Raw genomic sequence first — 25529 nt, 5'->3', positions numbered from 1 at the left:
CAAATTCTACGGATCACACCGCAAGGACGAGAACCGGGCGGTGCGAAAACGGGACATTAACTATAGGTCTACACCTGATTTTCACCTGGGAGGCGTAGTTTTGTCCCAAAATAAGCCGTGTCCGCACATGCCGGCACAGCCCAATCAGAACGATGGTGGATATTGATATGGCGAAAACGATCCTGATCTGTGACGATGATCCGACGCAGCGCCGCCTGATACAGGCGGTCCTGGAGCGCGAAGGCTTCTCGGTGCTACATGCGGAAAACGGTGCGCAAGCCTATGAGCGCCTGTCGCAGAATTCGGGCATTGACGCGGTTATTCTCGATCTGGTCATGCCTGGCCAGTCCGGCATCGATACCCTCAAGGAAATCCGCGCCGCGGGCATCCGCACACCCGTGGTGGTGCTGACCGCTTCCGGCGGCATCGATACCGTGGTCAAGGCCATGCAGGCCGGGGCGCAGGACTTCTTCATCAAGCCGGCCTCGCCGGAACGCATCCTGGTCAGTGTCCGCAACGCCCTGCAGATGGGAGACATGGTCGCCGAGGTGGCGCGCCTGAAAAAGCACACCGCCAACCGCATTTCCTTCGATGACCTGATCGGTACGTCTGGCCCCATGGCGCTGGTGCGCCGCCTGGGCGAACGCGCCGCCAAATCGTCCATTCCGGTGCTGATCCTGGGCGAAAGCGGCGTCGGCAAGGAGCTGATCGCCCGCGCCATCCAGGGCTCAAGTGAGCGTGCTGGCAAGCCTTTCGTTGCGGTCAACTGCGGCGCCCTGCCAGAAAACCTGGTTGAATCGATCCTGTTCGGCCACGAAAAGGGCTCGTTCACGGGCGCTTCGGACAAGCATCTCGGCAAGTTCCAGGAAGCCAATGGCGGCACCCTGTTCCTCGATGAAGTTGGCGAACTGCCGCTCGACATGCAGGTCAAGCTGCTGCGCGCCCTGCAGGAAGGCGAGATCGATCCGGTTGGTTCCAAGCGGCCGGTCAAGGTTGATGACCGCATCATTTCGGCGACCAACCGCAACCTGGCAGACCAGGTCAAGGCCGGCGCCTTCCGCGAGGATTTGTTCTATCGTCTCAATGTCTTCCCGATCGAAGCGCCCTCTTTACGTGAACGTCGTGACGATATTCCGGCACTGATCGATCACTTCATCCGCCGCTTTAACGTGGAAGAAGGCAAGCGCATCAGCGGCGTATCGGCGGAGGCCATGCAGCTTCTGTGCGCCTATGACTGGCCGGGTAATGTCCGTCAGCTTGAAAACACGGTCTATCGCGCCATTGTTCTGGCCGACAGCCCGCATTTGCAGGCATTCGACTTCCCGGCGATCAGCGGCCAGGTGGTGCCCATGCCCGTCATGGAGCCAATGACACTGTCCACGGTCGCGCATATGCCCGATGACCAGGACGCGCTGCATGATGCACCGGTACGTATCCTTGATGAGGCCGGTCACCTGCGCAAGCTTGAAGATATTGAACGCGACCTGATCGAGCACGCCATCGGGGTCTATGCCGGCCATATGTCGGAAGTGGCCCGTCGACTGGGTATTGGCCGTTCGACGCTTTATCGCAAGGTGCGTGACTGTGGTCTCGAAGGCCTGGTCAAGGAAGCTGGCTAGATTCTGAGCGGCCAAGCCCGCCCAGCAATTGCGCCTGAAGCTTGACGACCTTTTCCGGCGTCAGGTCATACAGGGCGATAATGCCGATACCGACCAGAGCCAGTATGGCGGGGGCCAGACCCATGAGCAGGCGGATATTGTCCAGGATCAGCGGTGACACCGGCAGGTTGGCGGCATAGCCCGCCAGTGCCCAGCCAATAAAGGCGGCCGCGCCCGCCGCGCCGACCTTTTTGGAGAACATGATCATCGAATAGGTCATGGCCGTGGCGCGATGCCCGGTTTTCCAGGCATTGAAATCAGCCGTATCGGCATACATGGCGAAGGTCAGGGTGCCGATGAAGCCAAAGGCGGCGCCACTGACCGCCTGCAGGGCAAACATCAGGAGAATCTGGTGCGGTCCGCAGAGATATAGGCCCAGCCCCGAGAGGGCAATAAGGCCCAACATAAGGGCAATCGATGCGGGGCGTGACATCAGGCGGGTCACGAAGGCCACGCTGACCGAACCCGCCGCGAGGCCCAGGGTAAAGGTCATCAGGAAGCTGACGACCAGGTCGGGCCGGCCGGCATAGGCTTTCATGAAATAGGGCGATATCGACGTGCGCAGCATGGAAGCGGCCATCACCACGCCGGCAAGCCCGAACAGGATCACCCACGGACGGTTCCTGAACAGTTCGGCGACATCAAGCAACGGATTGGCATGAGGAGGCGCGTTGGAGGCAAAGCGTTCCTGGGTTTGCAGGAACAGGTTGACCAGGATGGCGACGGCAATAACGCCATATATGGTCATGACGAATTGCCAGCCCAGTGCCGCATTGCCGCGGCCGGCCCAATCGATGAACCTTGGCGTGATCCAGGTGATGAAGACAGCGCTCAGGAAGGCGGCACCGAAGCGCGAACTCATGATCAGCTCGCGCTGGACGGAATCGGGCGTGATCACACCGGAGAGGGCGTTATAGGCCGTATTGGCGGCCGTATAGATCAGGTTCATCAGGATCAGGCCGACATAGGCGCCAATCAGGCGCGCATCCGGGGGCGCATTGGTGATGGAAAAGAACATGATGGCGGAAGCCGCCAGCGGCAGGCAGAGCCACAGGAACCAGGGGCGATAGCGACCATGAGCCGTTCGGGTGCGGTCGGCGATGGCGCCGAATACCGGATCGGCGAACGCACTGACCAGGCGCATGGTGATCAGCAGGGTTGAGATGCTGACAAGGCTCAGGCCCACCACATCGTTCAGATAGACCATCAGGAAGGCGGACAGTGGCGCCCAGTACAGGTTGAAGCCCGCGTCGCCCAGGCTGTAGCTGGCGATCTCCCGGATTCGTATCGGCTCGTAGGCGTGCAGGGCCGCCTTGTCGCTGGAAATGGGTGGCATGGATACTCAAAGCCCTGGGGCATACTAATGCGATCATTGTTACCTCTATCCCTTAATGAAGTGGAAAGACGGGAATGTGTTTTCGCGCATCAGGCGAGTTGTGGGGGCGCGAAAAGGGCTGGCGTAAAGCGGAGAGTCTCGACTAGGGTGCATATACATAATTCAGGAGGACGACATGACCCGCACATCCTTTACGCCGGATCGACGGCTGTTCCTGGCTGGTACGACGGCGACCCTGTTCATGCCGGCCTTCGCCCATGCGGAGGCGTTTGATTTGAACCTGTTTGTCGGCACCTACAGCTCGGATAGCGCGAAAGGCATCTATCCGCTGACCTATAAGGCCGCGACCGATAGCTGGACGCTGGGAAGCGCGCTGCAGGCGATTGAGAACGTCTCGTTCGGGACTTACAGCCCCACCTCGAAACATTATTACCTGCTGAATGAAAAGGATGATGGTCGCATCGGCGTTTATGATCAATCATGGACGCAAAGCTATGAGGTCTCCAGCCAGGGCGCCGCGCCCTGTTATGCGGCGATCGATCCCACGGACGGCTACCTGGCGGTGGCCAACTATTCATCAGGCAATGTCGTCATTTTCAAAATCGGTGCGGAAGGCGGTTTGGAACAGCCGCCCGTCAACCGCCAGAACAAAGGGACTGGGCCGAACAAGGATCGTCAGGAAGGGCCGCACGCGCACTGGGTTCAGTTTCACGGCGATCATATCTACAGCGTCGATCTCGGCACCGACCAGATACTGGGTTACAGCTTCGATGCCGCCAGCGGCCATGTGGGGGAGGCATTCGAGGCATACCACGCACCAGGCGGCGCCGGCCCGCGTCATCTGGCCTTTCATCCGGATGGCGTCCACGCCTTCCTGGTGACGGAGTTGAGCAGCGTGGTCATTGTCCTGAAAAAGGCGGCAAACGGTCGCTTTGAAGCCATCCAGACAATCAGTCCTCTGCCGGAGGGTTATACGGGCGAAAGCTTCTGTGCCCATATCGCGCTGAACGCCGCCGCTGACCGGCTTTATGTCTCAAACCGCGGCCACAACAGCATTGCCGTTTTTGATGTCGCCTCGGATGGACGCCTGACCCTGCGCCAGATATCGCCGACGCTCGGCAACTGGCCGCGCTTCTTTGCACTATATGAAGCGCACAAGCGGCTGGTGGTGGCGCACCAGAAAAGCAATGATCTTGTCGTGTTCGCGGTCAATGACGATGGCACATTGACGTCGAAAAATCAGAAGATCAACGTTTCGATCCCGGTCTTTATCGGCGCGGCGGCTTAGACGCCGACCTGGACATGATAGGTTTTCCCGGCGACGATATCGGTAATTATGTCTCCGGCAATCGTTTGTCCGTCGACTGTAAGACCGGGATTATCGCGTGTGATCTCGATCTCGAAGGTCGCGCCGCGGAAGTGCCGCGTGACTTGTGTCGACGGCCAGGTCGCCGGCAGTTGCGGGCGGATGCGCAAGCCCTCGCGGCAGCCTTTCAGGCCGAGCAGACCTTCGATAACGCTGCGATAAAGCCACGAGGCGGTGCCGGTATTGAACAGGTGCGACGAACGGCCGGAAGCTTCCGGATGCTGGCGATGCGCGCCGCGGTAATAATTAGGTACGAAGACCGGCAACTGCCCGCGCCGCAGGTAGTCATCCTCGTTCGGTCCAGTCAGCATTTTACGCAATAATTCAAACGCTTTTTCGGGCTCGTTCACCTGATAGAGCGAGTAAATGTAGAAGATGGCGGCGTGGTTATAAACTGAGCCATTTTCCGCCACGCCCGGAAATTTTTGTGTCAGGCGACCGACATCCTCACGCATATGGGTATAGGCCGGTGCGATCATTTCGACGCCATAGGGGGTCTCCATCTGGTCGGCGATGGCGCCCACCATGCGTGTCTGCTTGTCGGCATCGGCAGCACCGCTCATCAGGGCGAAGCTCTGCGGATTGAGATAGATGCGGCCTTCGATATCGGCCTTGACGCCGAATTTCACATCGTCATCTGTGATGCCGCGTCCGTACCAGTCACCGTCCCACAGGTGCGTGTTCATGGCCTCATTAAAGGCTTTCGCGGCCCAGGCGAAGGCGCTGCCATCACGGCCGTCGCGCTCCAGGATCTGCGACCATAAACGCAAGCTATGGGCGGTGGCCAGGGACAACCAGCCGGACACGCCCTTGCCCTTCCAGCCGACCATGTTCATCGGGTCGTTCCAGTCGCCCTGATCGATGAAGTTCAGGCCGCGATGGTCAACCGCTCCGATCAACCATTGATTGGCGGCAGAAATACGGTCGCGGACCATGCGTGCCTCGCCAGTCTCCTTGTCGGTGACCATCTCATCGAGCACGGCATAGTCGTCGGTCTCGTCGAGATAGGCTTCCATCAGCATGGCCAGCCAGACGCTGTGGTCGGTGTGCGGTACGGTATTGATATATTTCAGTTCGGCCCCTTCATACATGCGGATGCCGTCTGGCATGGCGCCATTGGCGTGCTGCTGGGAGAGGGCTTTCAACAGGGTAGTGCGGGCGGTTTCCGGCTTGACGTACACGCTGCCGATGGCGTCCTGCAGGAAGTTGCGTGTCTGCGGATCGGTGCTTAGGCGATTTGTGTCGCCGTGATAATAGACCTGGCGCGGCAGCCAGGTATTGACGAAGGCATCCAGATGCGGATCGGGCGTATCCATATTGATCGCCTTCGCGCCGGCGGCCATATAGGCGGCATAGGTCTCGCGCGCTTTCGCAAATCCGGCTTCGGAGAGATAGAGCGATTTCAGGCGGCTGATCTCGGCCTCATCGAAAGCCGGTGCAAACAGGAAGCGGTGGGTGATGCTTTCGTCTTTCGCCAGATCGTGATCGAACTGCATAGCCGCGATCGGATTTTCATACAACGCCACGCCGTCAGACATCTGCGCAGCCATGATGGCGTCGGGCTTATACAAGCCGCCTTCGCCTTCAAAACGAGCCTGACGGGTCTCGAAGGCCAGCGGTGCCTGTTCACTCAGCAGGATAACCTTGTCCTTCAGGTTCTTGTTTTTAAAGTAGTCTTCGATCTTCTGGTAGGGCGTAACGCTGTCAGCGACGATACCGCCATGCGTTGCATCAAAGCGCGCAGACTGGTTCATCCAGCTCATCAGGCCAAGCGGGAAGGCGGGATAAAAGCTGACCTGGCGGTCGCGTTTGCCGCTGTTGGTCAGGCGCACTTCCCAAAGCTCGCAGGCATCATTGACCGGCAGGGTGAGAGTCAGTTCGATGCGAAGACCGGGACGATCGATCGTCCAGCGGATATCGGTTGGTGTGACTTCGAAAGCGAAGGCATCGACCGGCGCGCGCACAGGCTCGTAGGGGGCGGAAAACAGGCTGCCGGTTTCGCGGTCCTTCACATAGAAAAAGCGGCCGGGATGGTGCGCATAGGTGCCCTGTTCCGGCAGCATGAAATGTTTGGCTTCCATGATTTGCGCGCGGGCGTACTTGCTTGGTTCCGGCTGCATGAACTGCGCCGTGGCATAGCCGCGCGCCGTCATGTGGATCATCATGTGCGGGTTCCACAGGAAGCCGGCGGCAAGCGGCAAGGCGGTCGGGCTGGTCAGCGTGCAGCGGTCGGCGGAGAAGTCTATAAGGCTCACTTTTGGGCTTTCCGTTCGGCAAGGGCGGCCTGGATATCAGCCAGGCGTTTATCGGTCAGGTTATAGAAACACATGATGACGGCGGCGAGCAGGGCCATGGCGCCGGGCACGACGCTGACCAGCCAGACAATGCCGGTCTGCGAGGCGCCGCTCTGCGCCTGGTTGGCGACATAGCCGAGGCTGGCCAGGACGCTGGCGATGACGAAGGAAGCCAGGGCGCCGCCGAGTTTCTGCGAGAAGGTGGCGGCGGCGAAAGTCATGGCTGTGGCGCGGCGGCCGGTCTTCCATTCGTTATAGTCGGCGCAATCGGCGTACATCGAAAAGGTGAGGGGCGATTTGGGGCCGAGACACAGACCGATGGCAATTTGCAAACCGTACATCAGCATGATCTGGTCTTTGGGGATGAAGACGAAGACCGAGGACAGAATGCCGACCAGCACCATCAGGATAATCAGCAGCCGGCGCTTGTCGATTAAGCGCGTCAGCAGGGGCGTGATCAGCGAACCGGCGGCCAGGGCCCCGCCATATACGGTCAGGAACAGGCCCGTCTGATCCGGGCGGCCAACATAATATTTGATGTAGTATGCGCTGGCGCCCATGCGCGTGCTGATCGTCACCATGACCACCAGGGCCAGTACGAACATGATCAGCCACGGCCGGTTTTGCAGCAGGTCGCCGATGTCCTTCCACGGGCTGACCTTCTGCTCGGCTATTGGCTCGACACGTTCGCGGGCTGTCAGGAACAGAGTGACGAACAGGACACAGGCTATAATGCCGTAGATTGTCATGGTCAGTTGCCAGCCCAGCACCTCATCGGCGCCACCCAGCGCTTTGACCAGTTTGGGGGTCATATAGGTGACGAAGGTGCCGCCGAGAAAGCCGCCGACAAAGCGGAAGCTGTTGAGCTGGGTGCGCGCCTGCGGTGCGTTGGTCAGCACGCCGGACAACGCGCCGTAAGGGATATTGATCACCGAATAGATGACCATCATCAGGGCGAAGGTGGCGTAGGCATAGACAAGTTTGGCGGTGGAATCGAGATCGGGCGTGGTGAAGGTCAGGACGCCGGAAGCGGCCAGCGGTACGGCGGCCCACAGGAGCCAGGGGCGGAAACGGCCCCATTTGGTGCGCGTCCGGTCGGCCACGGCACCCATGATCGGATCGGCGAAGGCATCGACCAGCTTGGTGGTGAGCAGCATGGTGCCGGCGGCGGCGGCGCTGAGGCCGAAGCTGTCGGTATAGAAGATCAGCAGAAAGGCGCTGATGGTGGTCCAGTAGAGATTGAAGCCGAAATCACCTGAGCCATAACTGATCTTCTCCGGCCAGCCCGGCGCGGCGGCGGTCTTCGCATCCTGTGTCATCGTTCCCAACTGTTATAATTTTGTTGGGTCGAATTAAGCAGGGGGGCGCTAGCTTGTCACCTTTAAAATGCGCTCAACCGCCGCGAGGCTCGGCGCAACGACGCCGACGGGCATGTGCCCTTGCCAAATCGGACGATTTGGAATCATCGCAAGAATTTGGCGTTCATCTGCCGGCAGGTCTCCAGTTCGCGCATACCGAAGGCCGTGGAAGGCTCGATCTGGCTGGCCTCGTGCCATTCGTTGAACGACACGATCAGTATCCAGTCAGGCTTTGCGGCGATGGCGGCGTTCCACAGGTCGCGGAAGGGTTTGCCATCCTCACGCTTGATCACCGGGCGCTTGCCCTTGCGGTCGAGTTGTAGTCGGTCATCGAAGCCGGGCAGGATGGTTGCGGTGGTGACTTTCGCGCCTTTCTGCGCCCTGACCCAGTCGTTGTAGTATTTCGAGCGCCACAGGGACGGCAGAAGCCGCGTCTCGGCGCCTTCAAACTGCTGCGAATAGATATGCAGGCCATCGAAAGCGCCTTTGCGGGCCTTGATTTCCTTCAGCGTATTGGCCGTGGCGATGTAGCTGATGGCACCGGGCGCCTGTTGTTCGATCAGGGTGCGCGCCTTCTGCCAGCCTTCGAGGCCGATATCCTGCATCAGGCGGTCGAAATACATGATGACTGGCTTACCGTCGAGCCTCAGCCAGGCGGGATGGCGGCCATAGGTGCGATAGAGATAAAGCGTATCCTCTGCCACGCCTTCGGCACTGGCGACCTGCTCGATATAGGCGGTGGCTCTCAGCCCCTGCGCGCCGGCGGCATCGAGCACCCGTCGCAACTGTTCGTTGGTGCGATCGGTCTGGCCCCACCAGGAAACGATCAGGCCGGTGATACCGGCCGCCTTGATCTGCGCCATCTGGCGGGCAATCACGTCCGGATCGAGGCTGTCATAGGGACCGCCGACCGGATAGTTGGGCGCATCGGCAATGCGTTCATGCGCCGTGTCGGGATTGAGCCAGTGAATATCCTGTCCCGAACGGGCCTTCGTGCCGTACCAGCCATAATAGAAGACCAGCACCTCCTTGCGCGGGCGGGCCTGCGCCAGTGCCCGGAAAGGCAGCAGGGCGGCGGCGGTCAAACCGGAAAGCAGGTGGCGGCGGTTGGGCGTCATTCGTCTTCATCCTCTTCCGGGGCAGCCTGTTTGCCCTTTTGGGCTTTTTTGCGGATTTCCCTGAGTTTCACACCCTGGCGCAGGGACAATGTGCCATTCATGGCGCCCTTGTCAGGATCGGCGAAGGCCCGGCCATAGGTCTTGACCCGCTCGGTGACGCCTTCGATAAAGTCGGTCTCCCATGCGGACAATTCGACGCCCTGCTCGGCGGCGATCCGGCGCGCCTTTTCCAGAGCGCGGATTGTGGACGCCTGCATGGCCTTCTTTTGGGCCTTGATCTGGTCTGCCGGTGAGAGCGACTTGGCCGCCAGTGGCGCCTTGGCCTGCAAGGGCTTTTTCGTTTGCAGCCCTTTCGATCGCGTCATGCCTTTGGCGGGCGTCTTAAATGCCATCCTGTCTCGCCGCGCATGAAAAAGCCGTCCCCATGCGGTGAACATGCGGACGGCTTTGAGTATCGTCAAGGCATTGTTTGCGCCTCACGTTTATCCAAAAAGTGGTGACCACTTTCTGACGTGAGGCGGTTAGCGGTCGCCGATCGCGGTCAGGTACAGGTCGAGGATGGTTTCTTCCTCATCGCGCTTGACCTTGTCCTTCTTGCGCAGGGAAACGACCTTGCGCAGGATCTTGACATCGAAGCCTTCACCCTTGGCTTCGTCATAGACTTCCTTGATGTCGCCCATGATGCCGGCCTTGTCTTCTTCAAGGCGTTCGATGCGCTCGATGATTGTACGCAGGCGGGTCTGGGCGGCGCCGGAAATGACGTCGTCGGCGGAGAAGGAGAGGAGGGCGTCGTCGGCCATGGCGGATATCCTGTAAAAGCGGTTCGCTTAACCATAGCGGTTGCGAATCAGCTTCTCAACGGTCGCCTTGAGGATAAGTCCCGATGACCTGTGGATTAAAGCCAGGACATCAGACACGAAAAAACGCTTAAAGCCTGCGCCTTAAGCGTTATTCGTATACATCGGCGCAGAAGCTTAATTAGCCTTGCTTGGCCTTAAAGCGCGGATCGGTCTTGTTGATGACATAGACGATGCCCTTGCGGCGCACGATCTTGCAATCGCGGTGACGACCCTTGAGCGACTTGAGCGAGCTGCGGACTTTCATTGGTTTTCACCTGATCTTAAAAATGGCTGCGAAGAAGCGGGAACAGGGCAGCACAACCGGGTCGCGCGCTTGGCCAACTTCGTTAGAGGGCGGGTATCTAGGGGAGAGGTCCGGAATTGTCAACGGTGATTTGCTGAAATCGGGTAATTTCCGGTCCCTCACATCATTCTGACAACAAAGTGAGGTTTTTAAGGGCTTGGAAAGCCGAACGCAATGAGGTTAGCTGGCCATTCAAGTAGTTGAGGAAATGCTATGCGGTTACGTTACATCAGCCTGTTCGCCATTCTGACCGCGTGCAGCACGGCCACGCCGCAGCCCGAGCCGACGCCCGTTACTACGCCGCCGGCGCCGACAGCCTCCAGTGCCTCATCGTCTGCCTCCGCCAGTGAGGCAGCCACGCCCGCACCTGTGCCTGCCCCGACAGCGCCTCTGCCTGCCAATGCGACCTTCGATGACTGGAAGCAGAGCTTCATCGCAAAAGCGGCCGGACAGGGCTTCGACCCGATTTTCACGGCGCAGGTTCTGAGCAACGTCACGCCCCAGGCCAGTGTCACCTCGTCCGATTCCCAGCAGCCGGAGTTTTCCAAGCCGGCCAGTTCCTATATCCGGCAGACCGTGACCGCGTCGCGTTTTGCCGCCGCCCGCGCGCGGCTGGATGCCAATCCCAATGTGCCGGAAATCGTGCGCAGTTCCGGCGTGCCGGCGGAAGTGCTGGGCGGCATCTGGACCATGGAAAGCGATCTCGGCCGAGTGCAGGGCAATATAGACGTGGTCTCAGCTCTGGCGACGCTGGCCTATAATGGACGCCGCCGTGACTGGGCGGAAAGCGAACTGATCGCCTGCCTGAAGATCCTGCGCGATTCCGGCATCAGCCGTGACACCCTGAAAGGCTCCTGGGCCGGCGCGATGGGGCAGACCCAGTTCCTGCCCGACAACTATCTGACCCTGGGCGTTGACGGTGATCATGATGGCAAGGTCGATATCTGGGGCTCGGATTCTGACGCGCTGGCCTCATCGGCCAACCTGCTGGCAAAGGCCGGCTGGAAGCCGGACGAGGAATGGGCGGTCGAGGTCATGCTGCCGGTCGGCTTTGACTATTATCTGGCCGAAACGGCCAAAAAGACACCGACTGAATGGGCGGCGCTGGGGGTCAAACGCGCCGATGGTGGTTATTGGAAGCCGGCCGAAGTGTCGGAGCCGTCTACGATCCTGCTGCCTTCGGGCGCGAAGGGGCCGGCCTACCTGGCGCTGCCCAACCATTATGTCATCCGCAAATACAATAATTCCACCGCCTATGCCCTGGCGGTTGGTTTCCTGGCTGACGGCATTGCCGGCAAGCCGGGACCGGTCACGCCGTGGCCGGTCGAACAGCCGCTCAGCCTCAACCAGCGTCTCAAATCACAGGAAGCGCTCAAGGCCGCCGGCTTCGATCCGGGCGTGATCGATGGCGTCATCGGCGTCGGCACCCGCAGCGCCATCCGTGAGTGGCAAAGGGCCAATCACCTGACGGCGGACGGCTATCTCAGCTTCGACCTGGCCAATCAGTTCGTCGTCATGACCGGTGGCGTGGCTGAAACCCGGTAACCGGGCGAGCGAAAAGTTAAAAGACGCGGTTAATGGCTAACGCCCCTTTAAGAATTGGTCACCATAGTCAAGCTCATAAACGAGTCGCTGGGTGTTCCTCTAAATGTTTCAGATTATCGGTATTGTCTGCCTGTTCGCCATGGTGTTCGGCAGCTACATCATTTCCGGCGGCAATATGGCGCCGATTCTCCACGCCCTGCCGCACGAACTGATGGCCATTGGCGGCGCCGCTATCGGCGCCACCCTGATCTCCAACAGCGTGACTACCCTCAAGGGCATGGGCGGCGGCATGGGAAAGGTGTTCGGCGGCACGAAATGGAAGGCCAGCGATTACCGCGACCTGTTGTCCCTGCTGTTCCTGCTGACCAAGACCATGAAGTCGAAAGGCGTCATCGCGCTGGAAAGCCATATCGAAAAGCCGCACGATTCGACCATTTTCAACCGCTTTCCCAAGATCGTTAAGGATCATTTCGCTACGGATTTCATCTGCGATACGCTGCGCATGATGACAATGAACCTCGAAGACCCGCACCAGGTCGAGGACGCCATGGAAAAGCAGCTTGAAAAGCACCACCATGAAGCCCTGCATCCGGCCCACGCCATGCAGTCCCTGTCCGACGCCCTGCCGGCGCTGGGTATCGTCGCGGCCGTTCTGGGGGTCGTCAAGACCATGGGATCGATCACCGAGCCGCCGGAAATCCTTGGCTCCATGATCGGCGGCGCGCTGGTCGGCACCTTTCTGGGCATCCTGCTTTCCTATGGTCTGGTCGGGCCTTTCGCCGCCCGCATGAGCGGCGTGATCGAAGAGGACGCGTCATTCTACAAGATTATCCAGTCGGTTCTAGTAGCGCACCTGCATGGTAATGCGGCGCAGATATCGGTGGAAATCGGCCGCGGCAGCATTCCTTCGCAGTTGCAACCCAGTTTCCTGGAAATGGAAGAGGCGCTCAATAATATCCCGGCCGAAGGGGCGGCGGCATAACGGGGGGCAGTTTCATCAACAAGCAATGCGGATATTGTCAGGGCGGCACGATTCGCCGGTTTACGATCACGTTTTTTGGCCAGTTTCTCCGTTAATACTGATTAACGTGATCGTTTTTCGCCGAAAATACCTCCTTTTCGATGAAAAAGATGCATTTAGTTACGCAGGCGATCACAGTTTTGTGAAATAAACTCTTGCGGGACTCGGTCAAAATAGGTATGAAAAGGCTCGGGCCTGGGTATCAGTTCCTGGCGCTCTATTTTAGGAAATAGGATCTGATCGCATGACCTCCAAGATCGTTCGCACTGCTCTGGTTGCTGCTGCTGCTGTCGCCGCCCTTTCGGTTGCCGCCTGCCAGAAGCCTGCCGCCACTGAAGAAAGCGCTGCCTCGGAAATGGCGCCTGAAGCCGCTCCGGCTGATGCCACCGATTCGTCGGCTGCCGTTGACGCCGCCGTCGCCGCTTCGCCCGCCGCTGCCGAAGCTTCGGCCGCTTCCTAATCACAAGATTTGACGGGGGTGCAATTGCCCCCGGCAATAGGTTCAGGAATGGTCCTGCACCTTCAAACTATCAAAGGGAATTGATCCATGACCTCCAAGATCGTTCGTATCGCTCTGATCGCTGCCGTTGCCGGCGCTGCTCTGTCCGTCGCCGCCTGCACCCCGAAGGCCCCGACCGAAGAAGCTGCTTCTTCGGAAGCCGCCGTTTCGGACGCTGCCGTTTCGGAAATGGCTCCGGCTTCGGAAGCCGCTTCGGAAGCCGTTTCTTCCTAATCATTCGCCTTCGGGCATTTGATGTGAAAAGGGTCGCCTTTGGGTGGCCCTTTTTTATTGCCTGGGCTAGAAGCGGGCATGTCTCAGACTGACCCTGAACTCTATTTCGCCGAGGATGGCGCGCCGCGGTCCGGCCGTTTCGGTGACATCTATTATTCGCTCCAGGATGGATTGAGCGAATCCCGCGCCGTTTTTCTGGCGGGCTGTCATATGCCGGATATCTGGGCCGGGCGAAGTGACTTTACCCTGCTCGAACTGGGCTTTGGCACGGGGTTGAATATCGCCGCCGTCATGGCGCTGTGGGCGGAGGCGCGGCCGGCCAGCGGTCATCTGCACATCTTTTCCGTCGAAGGCTTCCTAATGAGCGCCGGAGATGCTGGCCAAGCTCTGGCGGCGTGGCCCGAACTGGCGCCCTTTGCCGAAGCTTTGCTGACACAGTGGCCAAAAGTTCGGCGCGGCTTTCACTATATGACTTTCCCGCAATGGGGTGTCAGCCTGACGCTTGGGCTGATGGATGTCTGCGCCGCCCTGACGGCGTGGGAGGGCAAGGCCGATGCCGTCTTTCTCGATGGTTTTTCGCCGGCGCTCAATCCCGATATGTGGGCGGATGATGTCTTCGCCCTGGTCGCCGAGCGGACCAAGGGCGGCGCGCGCCTGGCCACCTTCACCGTGGCCGGGTTCGTGCGGCGCGGGCTCCAGGCAGCCGGTTTCACCGTTGAGAAGTGTCCCGGCTTCGGGCGCAAGCGGGAACGGCTGGAGGCGGTGCGCGCCGGTGAAGCATCACCGGCGCTTTCACGTCCACAAAAGCTGGCGGTTGTTGGCGCCGGTATTGCAGGCTGCGCGCTGGTTTATGAGGCGCGGCAACTGGGCCTGGAGGTCGATCTGTTCGAGGCGGATGGCGTTGGCGCCGGCGCATCCGGCAATGCCGCCGCCCTGGTGACGCCGCGTCTTGATGCTGGTGATAATGATATATCGGCGCTCTTTGCGGATGCGTTCGCCTATGCCACGGCGCTGTATCGCCAACTGTGCCCTCAGGCCATTCTGGGGGAGGGGGTATGGCAATGCGAAGCCACGCCAAAAGACGCCTCGCGCTTTGAGCGGATTGCCAAGCAATCCAGTTTCGCCGAAGGCGATCTGGGTCTGTTTTCTGCGGGAGCGGCCGCGGAGACACCACAGGCTGCGGGCATAGGTCTCCATACGGCCCTGTGGGTGAAGCCCGCCGAAATCCTCTCGACGCTTCTGGGATCGAAAGCCATCATACAGGCGCGGATCACCGGTTGCAGCCTGACAGAGGCGGGCTGGCGATTTGAAACGTCTGAGGGGGCCGTTCATGCGGGGTACGACGCCCTCGTTTTCGCTTGCGGGGATGGCATTTTCGATCTGGCGGATTACAGGGCCCGTTATGATCTGCGGCCGGTGCGCGGGCAGGTTGAGGTCGTGTCTGATCCTGTGCCCCTGCAAGGCGCCATAAGCTGGGGCGGCTATGCCATTCCGCTGGCGGATAGCTTTCTCTTTGGCGCCACCCACGAACGCGAAGATCGCAGTGTCGATGTGCGCCAGGCCGATCGTGCCCGCAATCTCGACAGCCTCGCCAGGGCCATGCCTGAACGCGCCGCCCGTGTTGCCGACGGTCCATTCCAGTCCCGCGCCTCCATTCGGGTCATGACGCGCGATTACCTGCCTGTCGTGGGGGCGGTGGATGAAGGCGTTTTTCTGTTGACCGGTCTGGGCGCGCGTGGGTTTTGCCTGGCGCCACTGCTGGCCAGGGGCTTGCTAAATCAGATTATCGGCGTACCGTCCGCGCTGCCGCGTGCGGCAAAAAATTTGCTCGATCCGCGACGCTTTTTGCCGCGGGCCGACGTATAAACAACATGTTCATTCTGCGTTCAGCTTCGAGAGCCTATCCCTTGTCCTAAGAGGTGTTGTCATGAAGAAGTCGACCTGTTTCGCCGCCCTTTTCGCTGCCGGGCTAGGTGTGATGGCCGTGGGCGGTGTGGCGCTGGCCTCTGCCGGTCGGCCGGCGCCGGATAACAGACCCGCCCGTGACCCGAGGGCCTGTTTCGACTCTTCGCAGGTTCGCAGTTTCCAGACGGAAAAGGATGACAAGATCATCATCATTTCCAACTGGAACGAAGCCTACGAACTGACCATGACGCCGGCCTGTATCGGCCTGGATTCCAGTTTCCGTATCGGTATCAAGTCACGCGGCAGCGGCCTGAACGATATTTGCGGGCCGTTCGACGGTGAGATTGTTTACAGCGACATGGGTGATCGGCCACTCAAGACCTGTCCGATACAGGCCGTGCGTCACCTGACGCCGGAAGAGGCGGCGGCCTATGGCATCAAGCCCAGGGCCGACAAACCCAAATAATCAGAGGGAGTAGGATGATGGCGAAAAAAATGTATATGGCGGGGTTTGCAATCGCGGGCCTGATCGCTGGCGGCCTGATCGTGACGGCCTGTGCCGGCACACCTCCGGCGAGCGGTGATCAGGCGTCGGTCCAGGCGAAGGTAACGCCGAAGTGCCTGGACGCTCGTAATATCGGCCGCAAGCATGTGGTCGATGACCATACGCTGCTGGTTTACGATACCTGGGGCAATCCGTACAAAATGGATATCGGCGGTCCCTGCAAATCGATGACCGATTTCTCGCAGATCGGCTTTGAATTCAATGGCACCAATCAGATTTGCCAGGCGCACGACGCCATGATCCTGCGGTCTGAAAACGGCGAGCGCCCGGTGAAATGCCTGATCAACAGTGTTGAACCGATCACCCGTGAAGCCGCCACTTTGCTGGACAAGGACAACTAAGGTGCGCAAAACAAGACTGATCCTGGCGGGTGGGGCCGCGATTCTGGCCGTCGTGGTCGTTGGCTGTGCGGCCACGTCTCAGGTTGAACGGACGCCCAATCCTGGTGTCCGTTCGGTGGCGGCGAACCAGTGCGTCTCATCGCCACTGGAAACTTCCACTGTGATCGATCGCCAGACCCTGCTTCTGGTCGATCGTAGCGGCAATTCGCTGGTCATGCACATGACCGGTCCCTGCATGACGAAAAACGAAGCGATCAAGCTGGAATATCGCGGCAGCACGCGCATCTGTGGACCGCTCGATGTCGATATAACCGGCGACATCACGACCGCCATACCGATGCACTGTATGGTCGATACGATTGAGCCGCTAAACAAGGCCGAAACATTAGCCTACCAGAAGTCGCATTAAAAAAGCCGGAAGCAGATTGCTTCCGGCTTTTTTAATAGAAACGATAATATTCCGGGGCCAGGGGCGGTGCCCCTGGTCAGTCGTTATCCATCTTGAGGGCGGCGATGAAGGCTTCCTGCGGAATTTCGACCTTACCGAACTGCCGCATCTTCTTCTTGCCTTCCTTCTGCTTTTCCAGAAGCTTCTTTTTACGCGTGGCGTCGCCGCCGTAGCACTTGGCCGTCACGTCCTTGCGCAGGGCGCGCACGGTTTCGCGGGCGATGATACGGCCGCCGATGGCCGCCTGGATGGGGATGACGAACAGGTGTTGCGGTATCAGTTCGCGCATCTTCTCGCACATGCCGCGGCCACGCATTTCGGCGCGATCGCGGTGGACGAGCATCGATAGCGCATCTACCGGCTCCGAATTGACCAGGATAGACATCTTGACCAGGTCGCCTTCGCGGTAGCCTTCGATATTGTAGTCGAACGAGGCATAGCCCTTGGAGACCGATTTCAGGCGGTCATAGAAATCGAAAACCACTTCGTTGAGCGGCAGATTGTAGACGACCATGGCGCGGGTGCCGACATAGGACAGGTCGACCTGTTCGCCGCGGCGATCCTGGCAGAGCTTGATGATGGCGCCGAGATAATCGTCCGGACAGAAGATGGTGGCCTTTATCCACGGCTCCTCGATATGGTCGGTCTTGACCGGATCGGGCATGTCGGCGGGATTGTGCAGATCGATGACCTCGCCGTCATTCATGTAGATCTTGTAGACGACCGACGGCGCGGTGGCGATCAGGTCGAGATTGAACTCGCGGCTCAGGCGCTCCTGGATGATTTCGAGATGGAGCAGGCCGAGGAACCCGCAGCGGAAGCCGAAGCCGAGCGCCGCCGAGGTTTCCATTTCGTAGGAGAAGCTGGCGTCGTTGAGCCGCAGCTTGCCCATTGCTGAGCGAAGGTCTTCGAAATCGGCGGCATCGACCGGGAAAATGCCGCAGAACACAACCGGTTGGACTTCCTTGAAGCCCGTCATGGCCTGGGCGGTCGGCTTGCGCTCGTCGGTAATGGTGTCGCCGACAGCGGCATCGGAGACTTCCTTGATCTGGCCGGTGAAGAAACCGATCTCGCCGGGCCCGAGGCTTTCGACATCGGTAGCCTTCGGCATGAAGACGCCGAGCTTGTCTATCCTGTAGGTGGCGCCGGCATTCATCAGCTTGACCTGCTGGCCGGGCTTCATGCGGCCATTAAACACGCGCACGAGAACCACGACGCCGAGATAGGGATCGTACCAGGCATCGACCAGCAGGGCCTTGAGTGGCTCGTTTTCGTCGCCCTTCGGCGCCGGCAGGCGGGTGACGACGGCTTCGAGCACATCCTCGATGCCGAGGCCGGACTTGGCCGAACAGAGTACGGCGTCGGAAGCGTCGATGCCGATGACATCCTCAATCTGGGCGCGGATGCGCTCCGGCTCGGCGGCCGGCAGGTCGATCTTGTTTAGGACCGGGACGATCTCGTGATTGTTGTCTATGGCCTGGTAGACATTGGCCAGGGTTTGCGCTTCGACGCCCTGCGACGCGTCCACCACCAGGATCGAGCCTTCGCAGGCGGCCAGCGAGCGCGAAACCTCATAGGCGAAATCGACATGGCCCGGCGTGTCCATCAGGTTCAGCACATAGGTTTCGCCGTCGTGGGCCTTGTAATTGAGGCGGACGGTCTGGGCCTTGATGGTGATACCGCGTTCGCGCTCGATATCCATGTTGTCGAGCACCTGTTCCTTCATCTCGCGTGCGGTCAGACCGCCGGTGAACTGGATCAGGCGGTCGGAGAGAGTGGATTTGCCGTGGTCGATATGGGCGACGATGGAAAAATTGCGGATCTTGGAAAGGTCTGTGCTCATTCGGGTGCGGATAGCATGACGCGCCGCAATAGGGAAGGGGCTGGGCGCTTGTGCCTCAATGCGGTCGAAGCGCTCTTAACCACGTATTTCAAATTTAGGGATTGCGGGAATCCCCTAATTGTCCCCTTATGTCTCCAGGTGGCTTACTGACGGAAATCCTTGTGAGTGTGGGCTTATGAAAACGACTGTGTTTTGCTTATCCGTCCTGTGCGGCCTGGTCGCCACGCAAACCCTGGCGCAGGATGCCACGGCGACAGGCGGTGGTGTTCACTGCGCGCCGACAGCCGCACCGGTTATTCCCGATGGGACACGCCTTTATACGCGCGATGGCGATCTCAGCCAGGCCGGCGAATATCCGCAGGTGGCGAAAGTCAGCGCCATTGAAGGCCAGGCCCAGGTCGATTGCCAGATCGGTGATGATGGCGGCCTGACGCAATGCGTGGTCGCCGCCGAAAGTCGACCCGGATATGGTCTTGGAGAAGGACTGGCGGTCACGGTCCTGAAATGGGCCCAGACCGACACCAGCCAGCCGGGACATCATGCCGGCGACTGGCTGCGTTTTACCACCAACTGGAAACTGCCGGGCGGGCAAGCCGCCCAGCAACTGGCCGGCAGCCGTTAATTTTCAAACAGTTTCAAATCTACCGCCTCCGCCATGGCCTGGTAGCCGGCCGATGACGGATGCAGGTGGTCGCCGCTGTCATAAACCGGTGACAGGCGGTTGGGCTGCGCCGGGTCGCGCAGGGCGGCATCGAAATCGATCACCGCATCGAAGGCGCCCGACGTCCGGATCCAGCTATTGACCGCTTGGCGGTCAGCCTCGTTCAACGCATCCGGATGGTAATAGTCCATGCCCATGAATGGCGTGATGGTGCCCCCATAAATTTTCAGGCCGTGGCTATGGGCCTTGGTGATCATCTGCAAATAGGCCGCCTTGAGCCGGGCAACCAGGTCGTCATGCGCCGCCTGTGTTACGGGGCCGTCGCGCGTTAACATGCCAAGATCGTTCACGCCTTCCAGCACAATCACGTATCGGACGCCGCTCTGGCTCAGTACGTCACGGTCAAAGCGTGCCTGGGCATTGGGGCCGAGGCCATCGAGCAGAAGGCGATTGCCGCCGATGCCTGCATTGAGCACCGAAACCCGCTTGTCCTTCATGCGCCGACCGAGAAAATCCGGCCAGCGGCTGTCGCTGTTGGGCTTGATGCCGTAGCCATCGGTGATCGAATCGCCGAAGGCCACCAGGGCGGCCCTGGCCGACCCGTTTTCAATATCGAGGCCGGCTATGGTGAACCAGTGATCGAACTTCTTCGCTTCCGGGAGTTCGGCATCGCTGACATGGTCGCCGTGAACGAGCCAGGAGGTGGTGCGCGACCCAGGATGGCCGGTCTGTTGTTGGGGCAGTCCTGCCGGCATATGAAAACTGATGGCGAGGACAGATTGATCGGCCACGGTTATTGAGATCGGATCGGAAATATAGTCCGCGCCGGCGGGAATGACGATGTCGCTCAAACCGCCAAATGTAACCGGATGATCCGTGGCCGGATCGATGGTGGAGGCTCCGGCTATTGTCGTTCGCGCGACATGGACATTGCGCAGGGACAGGGGGTCGGTGCCCATGGCATTGGAAAGGCGCAGGCGGATCATATCACCGCCTTTGGCGACCCGGATCGTCTGGCGCAGGGTGGCGTCAGTCGCGTCGGCCGGGGAGAGGGCGCTGTCGGCGCCCGGTGTCATCTGCGCGGTAGACCAGACCGTCACCCACTGTGACTGAGCTGTTTTGGCATGGACCGGACCGATGAAGCCGAGGGGCAGAACCAAAGCCAAAGTTGCGGCAAACAGGCTGCGGCGCGTGAATCTGTACAGGGCCATCTCACTCTCCCAATGATATTATAATTGTTAGCGCTATCAGTGACTTTATGATCGGGTTTGCCGTAGGGGGCAAGCGCATAAACACATATCAACCGCCAGCACAGGCTTGACTCCTGTTCATGGCAAACTAGCATCAATAGAAACCAATCTGGGAGATGCGTCATGTTGAAATCCGTCCTTCTGGCCTCCGTGGCGCTGTTCTCACTGGCGGGCGCCGTCCAGGCGCAGGATATCAGCGCCGCGCGCATCTCCGATGACATCAAGGTGCTGTCTTCCGATGCGTTCGAGGGGCGCGGCATTACCACGCCGGCCGAGCAGAAGGTGATTGACTATATGTCGAAAGGCTTTGCCGCCGCCGGTTTCCAGCCGGGCGGAGAAAATGGGGGCTGGACGCAGGCGGTCCACTTGCGCCAGTTCGTGGTCAGGGACCCGAAACTGGCGTTCAATTTTGCCGACGGTCACAGCCTGGACTTGAAACAGGGCGTTGACATCACCGCCTCGACGCGCGGGGCTTTGGGCGATGTCAGCTTCGACAAGGCGCCGCTCGTCTTTGTCGGTTATGGCGTTACCGCGCCGGAACGCGGCTGGGATGATTTCAAAGGTGTTGATGTCAAAGGCAAGATCCTGGTCGAACTGATCAATGATCCGGATTTTGTCGAACCGCAATTGATGACTTTCGGCGGCAAGGCGATGACCTATTACGGCCGCTGGACCTACAAGTATGAAGAAGCCGCCCGCCGTGGCGCCGCCGGCGTTATCATCATCCATGACGCTGACGCGGCTTCCTATGGCTGGGATACGGTACGTAATTCGTGGTCCGGCCCGCAGTTCGATATTGTCCGGTCCGATCCGTCAACTGCCAGCCCGAAGCTGGAATCGTGGATGACGCACGAAACGGCGGAGGCGTTGTTCAAGGCGGCGGGGCTTGACCTGGCCGCCCTGCGGGTGAAGGCGCGCTCCAAGGACTTCCAGCCGGTGCCGCTGAATGTGACGTTGAGCGGCGGTTACAAGGTGGCGGCCAGCGAGATCACCACCCACAATATCATCGCCCGTCTGCCAGGCACCAAATATCCGGACGAGACCGTGCTTTTTACCGGTCACTGGGATCATCTCGGCATCTGCGCCCCGCAGGCGGCTGACAAGATATGCAATGGCGCGGTCGATAACGGCACCGGCAGCGCCACCCTCCTGGAACTGGCGCGGGCCTTTGGAAAAGCCAAAAAACCAGAGCGCTCGATCGTCATGATCGCCTTCACCGCCGAGGAAAGCGGGCTTCTGGGATCGGAATATTACGCCAGCAATCCGGTCTATCCGCTGGCGAAGACGGTGGCCGGCATCAATATGGATGCGCTCAATGTGAATGGCGCGACCAAGGATATCGTGGTCGAAGGCGTTGGCCAGTCATCGCTCGATGACATGGTGGCGCTCTATGGTGGCAAGCAGAACCGCACGATTACGCCTGATCCGCGTCCGGAAGCCGGCGGTTTCTTTCGCTCGGATCACTTCCCGCTGGTCAAGCGTGGCGTACCCATGCTGGTCGCCTATTCGGGCGACGACATGGTCAAAGGCGGCAAGGCGGCGGGAGAGGCGCTGTCAAAGGACTATACCGACCACCGTTACCATCAGCCGGGCGATGAATGGTCGGCGGTCTGGGATTTAAGCGGGCTGGTCGAAGACGCCTCGCTTTACTATCAAATCGGCGAGGCCCTGGCCAATTCACACCGGTGGCCGGTCTGGCGCGATACGTCTGAGTTCAAAGGGGCGCGCGACATCACTGACACTGAGCGCAAATGAGGCCGGCGCCCCGTGTCTATTTTTTTCGCAGCTCGAACTTGATCGGGTTGGGATCGTAGAGACAGATGTCGCCGCTACCCTGGGACTGGTAAATGGTCATTGTCGCCAGGGACATGATGGCCAGAGCCAGGGCCAGCATCTGCGGCAGCATCCACCACAGGCGCTCACGGCAGGTCACCCATACATAGGCGATGACCAGAAGCACCAGCAGCCAAAGCAAAATGACGATCAGGCGCGCCGCCGGGGGCTCACACTGGGCGGTGACGGAATGAATGACGATCAGAATGGCAAGCAGGATATAATTGGCCAGTATCGCTATATTGACGCCCTGACGGTAGGTAAAAAAAGCGCCGACTGATGTCACAGCAACCCCCATATGGCCAACTACGGTTGGTCTGAGACTATAACATCCGGTGGGGGTTTGCATTAAGAAATGCGGCGAAGTCGCGGCAAGTTAAGCCCTATTCACGACACATGGCACAGGCACCCTGCACGTAACCGGGGAATGCGCGCGTAAGGGGATGTTAGTAAATCATCTGTTAACCTTGTCGGCGATAGACCCCATCGATCAGAGTTTGAGGAGTTTTCGCCCATGGAACGTCGTTCGTTTCTTCTGGCCGGTGTGGCCGCCGCCGCAACACCCATGATCGCTGGCCTGGCCCCGCGCCTGAGCCTGGCGCAAACCTATCCGACCGAGAAGAATCAGCCTGCCGAGGAAAAGGAATATCGCTACTATACCCGCGATGAGATCCTGACCGCGGGTTCCGATTTCCTGGGCGTGACGGTCGAAGCTTTGGGGGGCGCGCTTGAAAAGATATTCGCCGATTACGGCGATCACCCGACCGCCTATATCGCCGGCACCGAAGCTTCCGGCGCTGTGGGGATTGGCGTGCGCTACGGCAAGGGCAATCTGTTCATGAAGGACGTTGCCGAGCCGACCCACATGTATTGGCAGGGGCCCTCGATCGGGTTCGATACCGGCGCCAATGCCTCGCGCGTCTTCACCCTGGTCTATAACCTGCGCGAGCCGATCTTCATGTATCGCCGCTTCCCCGGCGTCGAAGGCTCGGCCTATTTCATTGGCGGTCTCGGCATCACCTACCAGCGCGCCGAAGGCATAGTGCTGGCGCCGATCCGCGCTGGTGTCGGCTTCCGTCTCGGCGCCAATGTCGGTTATATGAGCTTCTCGAAAAAGCGCAGGGTATTGCCTTTATAGGCGCTAAAACGCCGCGCGGGCTTGCCTTGCAACCACTCGGGCGGTCGCTTGCCCTTGCCAAATCTCAGGAGATTTGGGTGTCTAGGTTGCAACTTTGCGCCCTTCACGCGCACTAACAAAGCCCAGTTCGAGCAGTTTCATCACCTTCAGCGCGTCCTCTCCGGTCACCGGATTGGGCGCGTTTCGGCTTATGGTGTCCGCAATGGCTTCGTAATAGGCGAGGTAATTGCCGGGCGTGGCGGTGACTTCCTGTGATTGTCCGGCGATTTCACCAGCCACCGGCGTGAAAATACCCATGACCGGATCAATACCCCAGCCGGTATCACCGGGCACCCGGCCGGCCTTCAGCATCTCTTCCTGCGTATCCATGCCGAACTTGACGAAGGCGCCATGCGCGCCCTGGGCCTCAAGCGCCGGGCCGGGAATGGTGGTCATCATTGACGAATGCAGGATCACGCGCAGCGGTCCGTAGCCCAGGATGGCGTGGAAATAGTCATCAGTTTGTGCGCCGGGGCGCTGGCCGGCGATATCCGCCGATATCCATTCCGGCCAGCCGAAAAGGGTTATCGCCTGATCAATCAGATGCGAGCCGAGATCGAACCAGATGCCGGAGCCGGGACCAGCGCGTTCCCGCCAGCGATTGCGCACCACGGGGCGCAGACGGTCGTAACGTAAAATCACCTGATAGAGATCGCCCAGATGCGGACGCAGGGCTTGGAGGGTCAGGTAATTGCTGTCCCAGCGGCGGCAATGGAAGACAGAGACCGTTTTACCGACGCGTTCGGCATGGGCGAGCACGGATTCACCTTCCGCCACGCTGAGAGCAAACGGCTTGTCGATGACCACATGCTTTCCGGCATCCAGCGCTTCATGCGCCATGGAGGCGTGAATTTCATTCGGCGTGGCGATGACGACCAACTCGATTGACGGATCGGCGAGGGCTGTCGCCAGATCCGGCGCCACGGTCATGCCGGGCAGGCCGGCCAGTACATCAACCGGTCTGGAGGACACGATGGTGGCCAGTTTCAGGCCTTTTGCGGCGCGGATCAGCGGGGCATGGATGGTCTTGCCGGCGTAGCCGTAACCAACGAGGGCGGTTTTCACACTAGCCATAATTGAAACTCACCGAAATACGTACATCGTCGCTGAGATTGATCGGCACCTCATGACGCAGCCAGCTTTCCCACAGCAGCACTGTGCCGGCCTGGGCGGTGAAATTGACGAAGGTCTGGTGCTCCGGCCTGCCGTTGGCCTTGCGCAAGGGCGCATTCATCATGAAGCCGAGGCGCGGGTCTTCCAGGCGCAGCGCGCTGGCGCCTTCGGGGATGGAGATATAGAAGGTGCCGGAGATGACGCTGTGCGGATGGATATGGCTGGAATGATGGCCCATCGGCTCCAGGATGTTGATCCACAGGGAATTCAGCTTCAGCTTCTGGCCGTGCAGATCGAAATCGAGCTTTTCCGCGAAGGCGGCGACATGGGTATCGAGAATCGCCTTCAGGTCAGCGAAAACGCTGGCCCGCGCCGGCAGGTCATTCAGCGAAGCATAGGAGGTATAGCCGAGATAGCCCTTCTGCTGAGACCAGTTTTGGCCGGCCTCATCCTCGTCGGCAATGGCGCGGCAGGTGTCGTCCAGTTCGGCGAGAAAGTCGTCAAAGCCCGGCTGCGCGCTTAGATCGGCGCGGTACAGTTCGGTGACGAACAGGGGCGAAACGGTTGCGGGCGCTGTCTTGGTCATAGCCTGTCCTAATCCCGCAAGGCGGGCAGGGCAAGCCGGTTGTTCAGGCGTTCATGCCGAAAAGCAAGGCCGCCAGGAAAATGCCGACATTTACCGGATTGAACACGCTGTCCACAGCCAGCCAAACGGGCAGGGCGGGGGCGACTTTTGCAATTGCATATGAAGGGGCGCGTTTTCCAAACATTCGCGCAGGTTAATAAAGTCTTAATTTTGCGTCACCTGCTTTATCGCATTG

Annotated in this window: 25 protein-coding genes; 13 read left to right on the top strand and 12 right to left on the bottom strand. The window is 59.8% G+C overall.

Translation table 11 applies throughout. From position 1 onward, the window contains the following. Positions 1–167: 167 nt before the first annotated feature. A complete protein-coding gene (locus ACTHND_RS09970; protein ID WP_440177794.1) occupies positions 168–1619 on the top strand; it encodes a sigma-54-dependent transcriptional regulator in 1452 nt (483 codons plus the stop codon). Here the strand turns inward: ACTHND_RS09970 and ACTHND_RS09965 are convergent. Beyond that, complete coding sequence (locus ACTHND_RS09965; RefSeq protein ID WP_440177793.1) at positions 1603–2994, bottom strand: MFS transporter; 1392 nt, start codon at positions 2992–2994, stop codon at positions 1603–1605. The genes ACTHND_RS09970 and ACTHND_RS09965 overlap by 17 nt on opposite strands. A 175-nt stretch (positions 2995–3169) precedes the next feature. Here ACTHND_RS09965 and ACTHND_RS09960 point away from each other — a divergent pair, with 175 nt between their 5' ends. Further along, positions 3170–4282: a lactonase family protein gene (locus ACTHND_RS09960; protein WP_440177792.1), complete on the top strand. Its 1113-nt coding sequence runs from the start codon at positions 3170–3172 to the stop codon at positions 4280–4282. Here ACTHND_RS09960 and ACTHND_RS09955 read toward each other — a convergent pair. From ACTHND_RS09955 to ykgO, 6 genes are all read right to left on the bottom strand, one after another. Beyond that, positions 4279–6615 (bottom strand): GH36-type glycosyl hydrolase domain-containing protein, encoded by a 2337-nt coding sequence (locus ACTHND_RS09955; RefSeq protein ID WP_440177791.1) that lies wholly within the window; start codon positions 6613–6615, stop codon positions 4279–4281. The two genes, ACTHND_RS09960 and ACTHND_RS09955, sit on opposite strands and share 4 nt — an antisense overlap. Next, positions 6612–7973, bottom strand: coding sequence for an MFS transporter (locus ACTHND_RS09950; RefSeq protein ID WP_440177790.1), 1362 nt, complete (start codon positions 7971–7973; stop codon positions 6612–6614). The genes ACTHND_RS09955 and ACTHND_RS09950 overlap by 4 nt, the downstream gene beginning before the upstream one ends. Before the next feature lie 143 nt (positions 7974–8116). Next, a complete protein-coding gene (locus tag ACTHND_RS09945) occupies positions 8117–9130 on the bottom strand; it encodes a hypothetical protein (protein ID WP_440177789.1) in 1014 nt (337 codons plus the stop codon). Beyond that, the gene (locus ACTHND_RS09940) at positions 9127–9522 is read right to left on the bottom strand and encodes a hypothetical protein (RefSeq protein ID WP_440177788.1); all 396 of its coding nucleotides are present in this window, start codon (positions 9520–9522) and stop codon (positions 9127–9129) included. Before ACTHND_RS09940 ends, ACTHND_RS09945 begins: the two co-directional genes overlap by 4 nt. Positions 9523–9651: 129 nt before the next feature. Continuing rightward, complete coding sequence (locus ACTHND_RS09935; RefSeq protein ID WP_440177787.1) at positions 9652–9930, bottom strand: DUF2312 domain-containing protein; 279 nt, start codon at positions 9928–9930, stop codon at positions 9652–9654. Positions 9931–10108: 178 nt separating this feature from the next. Continuing rightward, positions 10109–10234, bottom strand: coding sequence for a type B 50S ribosomal protein L36 (gene ykgO / locus ACTHND_RS09930; protein ID WP_090644072.1), 126 nt, complete (start codon positions 10232–10234; stop codon positions 10109–10111). 252 nt (positions 10235–10486) lie between these two features. On the opposite strand from ykgO, the gene ACTHND_RS09925 reads away from it, so the two are divergent. The 8 genes from ACTHND_RS09925 to ACTHND_RS09890 all read left to right on the top strand — a co-directional run bounded on the left by ACTHND_RS09925 (position 10487) and on the right by ACTHND_RS09890 (position 16792). Further along, positions 10487–11818: a lytic murein transglycosylase gene (locus ACTHND_RS09925; protein WP_440177786.1), complete on the top strand. Its 1332-nt coding sequence runs from the start codon at positions 10487–10489 to the stop codon at positions 11816–11818. Positions 11819–11921: 103 nt separating this feature from the next. Continuing rightward, positions 11922–12800 (top strand): flagellar motor stator protein MotA, encoded by an 879-nt coding sequence (motA, locus tag ACTHND_RS09920; RefSeq protein ID WP_440177785.1) that lies wholly within the window; start codon positions 11922–11924, stop codon positions 12798–12800. Positions 12801–13083: 283 nt separating this feature from the next. Next, on the top strand, positions 13084–13299 hold the full coding sequence (locus ACTHND_RS09915) for a hypothetical protein (RefSeq protein WP_440177784.1): 216 nt from the start codon (positions 13084–13086) through the stop codon (positions 13297–13299). 87 nt (positions 13300–13386) lie between these two features. Next, positions 13387–13572: a hypothetical protein gene (locus tag ACTHND_RS09910; protein WP_090644063.1), complete on the top strand. Its 186-nt coding sequence runs from the start codon at positions 13387–13389 to the stop codon at positions 13570–13572. 78 nt (positions 13573–13650) lie between these two features. After that, positions 13651–15438 (top strand): FAD-dependent 5-carboxymethylaminomethyl-2-thiouridine(34) oxidoreductase MnmC, encoded by a 1788-nt coding sequence (mnmC, locus tag ACTHND_RS09905; protein WP_440177783.1) that lies wholly within the window; start codon positions 13651–13653, stop codon positions 15436–15438. A gap of 61 nt (positions 15439–15499) precedes the next feature. Then, positions 15500–15943, top strand: a complete 444-nt coding sequence (locus tag ACTHND_RS09900) for a DUF6491 family protein (protein WP_440177782.1) — start codon at positions 15500–15502, stop codon at positions 15941–15943. 35 nt (positions 15944–15978) lie between these two features. Then, positions 15979–16383: a DUF6491 family protein gene (locus tag ACTHND_RS09895; RefSeq protein ID WP_440177781.1), complete on the top strand. Its 405-nt coding sequence runs from the start codon at positions 15979–15981 to the stop codon at positions 16381–16383. A 1-nt stretch (position 16384) separates the two neighbouring features. Further along, entirely contained in the window at positions 16385–16792 is a 408-nt protein-coding gene (locus ACTHND_RS09890) for a DUF6491 family protein (RefSeq protein ID WP_440177780.1), read from the top strand. Positions 16793–16868: 76 nt separating this feature from the next. On the opposite strand, the gene lepA is transcribed toward ACTHND_RS09890, so the two are convergent. Next, entirely contained in the window at positions 16869–18674 is a 1806-nt protein-coding gene (gene lepA / locus ACTHND_RS09885) for a translation elongation factor 4 (protein ID WP_440177779.1), read from the bottom strand. A 175-nt stretch (positions 18675–18849) separates the two neighbouring features. On the opposite strand from lepA, the gene ACTHND_RS09880 reads away from it, so the two are divergent. Continuing rightward, entirely contained in the window at positions 18850–19296 is a 447-nt protein-coding gene (locus ACTHND_RS09880; RefSeq protein ID WP_440177778.1) for a hypothetical protein, read from the top strand. On the opposite strand, the gene ACTHND_RS09875 is transcribed toward ACTHND_RS09880, so the two are convergent. After that, positions 19293–20546, bottom strand: coding sequence for an SGNH/GDSL hydrolase family protein (locus ACTHND_RS09875; protein WP_440177777.1), 1254 nt, complete (start codon positions 20544–20546; stop codon positions 19293–19295). The genes ACTHND_RS09880 and ACTHND_RS09875 overlap by 4 nt on opposite strands. Positions 20547–20708: 162 nt before the next feature. On the opposite strand from ACTHND_RS09875, the gene ACTHND_RS09870 reads away from it, so the two are divergent. Then, positions 20709–22340, top strand: coding sequence for a M28 family metallopeptidase (locus ACTHND_RS09870; RefSeq protein ID WP_440177776.1), 1632 nt, complete (start codon positions 20709–20711; stop codon positions 22338–22340). Between the two features lie 16 nt (positions 22341–22356). Here the strand turns inward: ACTHND_RS09870 and ACTHND_RS09865 are convergent, their stop codons facing one another. Then, positions 22357–22704 carry a hypothetical protein gene (locus ACTHND_RS09865; RefSeq protein ID WP_440177775.1) on the bottom strand — a complete coding sequence of 116 codons (348 nt, stop codon included), beginning with the start codon at positions 22702–22704 and terminating at the stop codon, positions 22357–22359. A 228-nt stretch (positions 22705–22932) separates the two neighbouring features. Here ACTHND_RS09865 and ACTHND_RS09860 point away from each other — a divergent pair, with 228 nt between their 5' ends. Beyond that, positions 22933–23556: a DUF1134 domain-containing protein gene (locus ACTHND_RS09860; protein ID WP_440177774.1), complete on the top strand. Its 624-nt coding sequence runs from the start codon at positions 22933–22935 to the stop codon at positions 23554–23556. An 81-nt stretch (positions 23557–23637) separates the two neighbouring features. Here the strand turns inward: ACTHND_RS09860 and ACTHND_RS09855 are convergent, their stop codons facing one another. Together ACTHND_RS09855 and ACTHND_RS09850 are read right to left on the bottom strand one after the other, a co-directional pair. Further along, positions 23638–24669 carry an oxidoreductase gene (locus tag ACTHND_RS09855; RefSeq protein ID WP_440177773.1) on the bottom strand — a complete coding sequence of 344 codons (1032 nt, stop codon included), beginning with the start codon at positions 24667–24669 and terminating at the stop codon, positions 23638–23640. Beyond that, positions 24662–25294 carry a TIGR02466 family protein gene (locus ACTHND_RS09850; protein ID WP_440177772.1) on the bottom strand — a complete coding sequence of 211 codons (633 nt, stop codon included), beginning with the start codon at positions 25292–25294 and terminating at the stop codon, positions 24662–24664. Before ACTHND_RS09850 ends, ACTHND_RS09855 begins: the two co-directional genes overlap by 8 nt. Positions 25295–25529 lie beyond the last annotated feature (235 nt).

The organism is Asticcacaulis sp. (assembly GCF_051954415.1).
Classification (GTDB): domain Bacteria; phylum Pseudomonadota; class Alphaproteobacteria; order Caulobacterales; family Caulobacteraceae; genus Asticcacaulis.
Note: the sequence above shows the minus strand (reverse complement) of the source record. Positions and strands in the feature narration are given on the sequence as shown.

Bases quoted from the DNA above. Each gene is read 5' to 3' on its own strand.
- ACTHND_RS09875 (WP_440177777.1), bottom strand. From the start codon at position 20,546: ATGGCCCTGTACAGATTCACGCGCCGCAGCCTGTTTGCCGCAACTTTG.
- ACTHND_RS09910 (WP_090644063.1), top strand. From the start codon at position 13,387: ATGACCTCCAAGATCGTTCGTATCGCTCTGATCGCTGCCGTTGCCGGC.
- ACTHND_RS09960 (WP_440177792.1), top strand. From the start codon at position 3,170: ATGACCCGCACATCCTTTACGCCGGATCGACGGCTGTTCCTGGCTGGT.
- motA (WP_440177785.1), top strand. From the start codon at position 11,922: ATGTTTCAGATTATCGGTATTGTCTGCCTGTTCGCCATGGTGTTCGGC.
- ACTHND_RS09870 (WP_440177776.1), top strand. From the start codon at position 20,709: ATGTTGAAATCCGTCCTTCTGGCCTCCGTGGCGCTGTTCTCACTGGCG.
- ACTHND_RS09950 (WP_440177790.1), bottom strand. From the start codon at position 7,973: ATGACACAGGATGCGAAGACCGCCGCCGCGCCGGGCTGGCCGGAGAAG.
- ACTHND_RS09850 (WP_440177772.1), bottom strand. From the start codon at position 25,294: ATGACCAAGACAGCGCCCGCAACCGTTTCGCCCCTGTTCGTCACCGAA.
- ACTHND_RS09855 (WP_440177773.1), bottom strand. From the start codon at position 24,669: ATGGCTAGTGTGAAAACCGCCCTCGTTGGTTACGGCTACGCCGGCAAG.
- ACTHND_RS09945 (WP_440177789.1), bottom strand. From the start codon at position 9,130: ATGACGCCCAACCGCCGCCACCTGCTTTCCGGTTTGACCGCCGCCGCC.
- ACTHND_RS09880 (WP_440177778.1), top strand. From the start codon at position 18,850: ATGAAAACGACTGTGTTTTGCTTATCCGTCCTGTGCGGCCTGGTCGCC.
- ACTHND_RS09925 (WP_440177786.1), top strand. From the start codon at position 10,487: ATGCGGTTACGTTACATCAGCCTGTTCGCCATTCTGACCGCGTGCAGC.
- ACTHND_RS09965 (WP_440177793.1), bottom strand. From the start codon at position 2,994: ATGCCACCCATTTCCAGCGACAAGGCGGCCCTGCACGCCTACGAGCCG.
- ykgO (WP_090644072.1), bottom strand. From the start codon at position 10,234: ATGAAAGTCCGCAGCTCGCTCAAGTCGCTCAAGGGTCGTCACCGCGAT.
- lepA (WP_440177779.1), bottom strand. From the start codon at position 18,674: ATGAGCACAGACCTTTCCAAGATCCGCAATTTTTCCATCGTCGCCCAT.
- ACTHND_RS09940 (WP_440177788.1), bottom strand. From the start codon at position 9,522: ATGGCATTTAAGACGCCCGCCAAAGGCATGACGCGATCGAAAGGGCTG.
- ACTHND_RS09970 (WP_440177794.1), top strand. From the start codon at position 168: ATGGCGAAAACGATCCTGATCTGTGACGATGATCCGACGCAGCGCCGC.
- ACTHND_RS09860 (WP_440177774.1), top strand. From the start codon at position 22,933: ATGGAACGTCGTTCGTTTCTTCTGGCCGGTGTGGCCGCCGCCGCAACA.
- ACTHND_RS09935 (WP_440177787.1), bottom strand. From the start codon at position 9,930: ATGGCCGACGACGCCCTCCTCTCCTTCTCCGCCGACGACGTCATTTCC.
- ACTHND_RS09915 (WP_440177784.1), top strand. From the start codon at position 13,084: ATGACCTCCAAGATCGTTCGCACTGCTCTGGTTGCTGCTGCTGCTGTC.
- ACTHND_RS09895 (WP_440177781.1), top strand. From the start codon at position 15,979: ATGGCGGGGTTTGCAATCGCGGGCCTGATCGCTGGCGGCCTGATCGTG.
- mnmC (WP_440177783.1), top strand. From the start codon at position 13,651: ATGTCTCAGACTGACCCTGAACTCTATTTCGCCGAGGATGGCGCGCCG.
- ACTHND_RS09900 (WP_440177782.1), top strand. From the start codon at position 15,500: ATGAAGAAGTCGACCTGTTTCGCCGCCCTTTTCGCTGCCGGGCTAGGT.